Source organism: Bradyrhizobium sp. cir1, assembly GCF_014198245.1.
Taxonomy (GTDB): domain Bacteria; phylum Pseudomonadota; class Alphaproteobacteria; order Rhizobiales; family Xanthobacteraceae; genus Bradyrhizobium.
In genome coordinates, this window is record NZ_JACIHE010000060.1 from 1 (window position 1) to 3,678 (window position 3,678).

At 61.0% G+C, this 3,678-nt stretch carries 3 protein-coding genes; all 3 read left to right on the forward strand.

Annotation, left to right across the window (positions count from 1 at the left end; all coding sequences use genetic code 11):
* On the forward strand, positions 1-587 hold a 587-nt coding region (locus tag GGD63_RS39805; protein ID WP_183250645.1), incomplete at its 5' end, for an ABC transporter permease.
* A gap of 38 nt (positions 588-625) precedes the next feature.
* Positions 626-2,140, forward strand: coding sequence for an ABC transporter ATP-binding protein (locus GGD63_RS39810; RefSeq protein ID WP_183250646.1), 1,515 nt, complete (start codon positions 626-628; stop codon positions 2,138-2,140).
* Between the two features lie 42 nt (positions 2,141-2,182).
* A partial coding sequence (locus GGD63_RS39815) for a CoA-acylating methylmalonate-semialdehyde dehydrogenase (RefSeq protein ID WP_183250647.1) occupies positions 2,183-3,678 on the forward strand: 1,496 nt, incomplete at its 3' end.

Genomic DNA, 3,678 nt, shown 5'->3' on the forward strand with positions numbered 1-3,678 from the left:
TGGGCAAACCCTTGATCGAGCCAAAGGCGCCGCCGCTTCCCTCGATCGAACTCGGATTCTGGTCGAGCGTACCGCAGGTGCGAGCTGCGCTGGACGTCAACGCGCTGTTCTTCGTCGGAATTGCATTGGCTTTTGCGGTCTACATCTTCCTGAACAGGACCGGCTGGGGGCTGATGCTGCGCACGGTGGGAGACAGCGAGGATGCGGCACGCGCGCTTGGGTTTCCTGTATTGCGGGTACGCATCATAGCGACCATGGCGGGCGGCTTTCTCGCGGGCATCGGCGGCAGCTTCCTGTCGCTTTCGTATCCGGGGAGCTGGAGCGAAGGCCTGTCGAGTGGCCAAGGCATCATGGCCGTCGCGCTCGTCATCTTTGCCCGCTGGCGTTCGATCAACGCCCTCGGCGCATCGCTGCTGTTCGGCGGGGCAGGCGCTCTTGGTCCTGCGCTCCAGGGTATTGGCGTGACCGGCTACTACTACCTGTTCAATGCGGCTCCCTACATTCTGACCCTTGCAATCATGGTTGCGTCGACATCGCGGGCTGCTCCGTTCGCTGATGCGCCGGGCGAGCTCAAGCTTCACAGGTGAGACCCCGTGACGAGAATTCATCCTCGGAGGATAGTCCGATGAGCGTTCCGCAAGTCGAGCTAAAGAACATGACGAAGCGTTTCGGGGCAAACCTCGCCCTGAACAACGTATCGCTGCTGATCCGCTCGGGCACCGTCCACGCGCTGCTCGGGGAGAACGGCGCTGGGAAGAGCACGTTGGTCAAATGCCTGGTGGGCTTTTACCATCCGGATGAGGGTCACATCCAGGTGGATGGGCGCGAGCACCGGCTGAACTCGCCGAAGGATGCCGATGCGCTCGGCATCGGCATGGTGTATCAGCATTTTACCCTCGTGCCGTCGATGACGGTGGCGCAGAATCTCGTCGTCAGCGGTGCGAGATTGCCGGCCTATATCAACTGGCAAAGCGAGCTGAGGCGGCTGGCCGTAGTCACCAAGAAGCTTCCTTTTCGCGTACCTCTCGACGTACGTGTCTCGCAGCTCTCTGCGGGCGAGAAGCAGAAGGCCGAGATCGTCAAGCAGCTCTATCTCGGGCGCAAGCTACTCATCCTGGACGAACCGACGTCGGTACTGACGCCGGCAGAAGCCGATGAAGTGCTCGGCCATGTTCGCAGCCTGACACGGACGGGCGAACTCAGCGCTATCCTGATCAGCCACAAGTTCCATGAAGTGCGCCGATTCGCCGACGACGTGACGGTGTTGCGTCGAGGCGCGTCGGTGAGAACGGGCGCCGTCGCCGATTTGACTGATGACGCTCTGGCAGAAGCTATGATCGGAGAGCCCGTCAGCAAGATGCTGCCGCACGCGCCGAAATCGCCGCCAAAGTCCGATATTGTCCTCTCCATCAGCGACCTCCACGTGAACGGCGACAATGGTCTTCCCGCCGTGAAAGATCTCTCGCTCAAGGTGCGCGCAGGCGAGATTGTCGGGATTGCCGGGGTATCCGGAAACGGACAGTTGGAGTTGGTCGAGGCCCTGATGGGGCAGCGGGATCGCTTCGGTACGATGATCGTGTCCGGCTCATCGTTCAAGGGTACACGACAGGAAATCGCTCGCCTCGGCGTCTATGGACTGCCGCAAGAGCCCCTGAAGAACGCCTGCATCGATCGCATGTCGCTGGCCGAGAATCTTGCCCTGCGTAATTTCGATCGGGTGCCGCTCTGCCGTGGTATCGCTATGAACTACGGCGCGCTCGCAGAGCAGGCCGAGAAGCTCGTTGCACAATTTCGTGTCAAGGCCCCTGGCCTGAACGCAAGCATGAGCGCGCTATCCGGTGGCAATGTTCAACGCGCTGTGCTGGCGCGAGAGCTCACGCAGGACGTTCGATTGCTGGTCGCGTCGAATCCGACGTTCGGTCTTGACTTCGTTGCGTGCGAAGAAACCTACCGTCGGATCATCGAAGCCCGGAACGGCGGAGCCGCAGTGCTGCTCATCTCGGAGGATCTCGACGAGTTGCTTGGTTTGGTCGACAGGGTCCTCGTCATGAGCGCGGGTCGCATCGTCCATGAAGTGTCAGCCGAGGGCGCCGACAAGCGCGTGATCGGCAAATACATGGCGGGAATGAAAGCGGCCTGACTTGAGGGCTCGAGTCTGATCAGAAACAAGGAGGAGACGTTCGTGGTCACGCAGATCAATCATTTCATCAATGGCAAGCAGGTCTCGGGGGGCACCGAACGCAGCTTGCCGGTCTTCAACCCGGCAACGGGTGAGCAGACGGGCCGTGTTGTGGCCGCCAACGGGGCGATCGTGGCGGACGCGGTGTCCGCCGCCAGCAGGGCAGCGCAGGGTTGGGCCGAAACGACGCCTTTACGGCGTGCACGCGTGCTCAATCGATTTCTGCGAATCCTTGAGGATCGCGCAGGTCAGCTTGCGGACGTGATCGTCTCCGAGCATGGCAAGGTTCACTCCGACGCGCTGGGGGAAGTTCAGCGCGGAATGGAGGTGGTCGAATTTGCCACGGCCGCTCCGCAGCTTCTCAAGGGCGAACTTACGGAGAATGTCGGTACCCGCGTTGACAGCTATTCTACGCGCCAGCCGCTCGGTGTTGTCGCCGGAATCACGCCCTTCAATTTCCCAGTCATGGTTCCGATGTGGGTGTTTCCGGTCGCCCTCGCCTGCGGAAATGCGTTCATTTTGAAGCCTTCTGAGCGCGACCCTTCGGCGTCGCTCGTCATGGCGGAGTGGTTGAAGGAAGCAGGTCTGCCGGACGGCGTGTTCAACGTGGTGCAAGGCGACAAGGAAGCGGTGGATGCGCTGCTTCATCACCCGGATATTTCGGCGATCAGCTTCGTGGGCTCCACACCGATCGCGCAGTACATCTATTCGACCGCGGCGAACACCGGGAAGCGCTGCCAGGCCCTTGGTGGCGCAAAGAACCACATGATCGTAATGCCTGATGCCGACATGAATCAGGCGGTCGATGCGTTGATGGGGGCCGCCTACGGCTCCGCGGGCGAGCGCTGCATGGCGATCTCGGTTGCAGTGCCGGTCGGCGAGGGGACCGCGGACAAGCTGATCTCCGCGCTCGAACCCAAGGTTCGAGGCCTGAAGGTCGGGCCGGGTACCGACCCCGAAGCGGAGATGGGGCCACTCGTCACGAAACAGCACCTGGAGAAGGTCCGCAGCTATATCGATACCGGCGTCGCCGAGGGCGCAAAGTTGCTGGTCGATGGACGCAAGTTCAGGATGCAGGGCTATGAGAATGGTTTCTTCGTGGGCGGAAGCCTGTTCGACCATGTCAAGCCGAATATGAAGATCTACAAGGAAGAGATCTTCGGTCCTGTGCTTTCAGTCGTTCGAGCGCCGGACTACGCGACAGCCGCGCGCATGATAAATGAACACGAATTCGGCAACGGCACGTCCATCTTCACACGCGATGGCGATGCCGCGCGTGAATTCGCCCATCAGATCAAAGTCGGAATGGTCGGCATCAACGTTCCGATCCCGGTGCCGATGGCCTTTCACTCCTTCGGCGGATGGAAAGCATCGATCTTCGGCGACCACCACATGCACGGCCCGGAAGGCGTTCGCTTCAATACGCGAATGAAGACGGTGACCAGCCGCTGGCCAACCGGAATACGAGCCGGTGCCGAATTCGTCATGCCGACGATGTC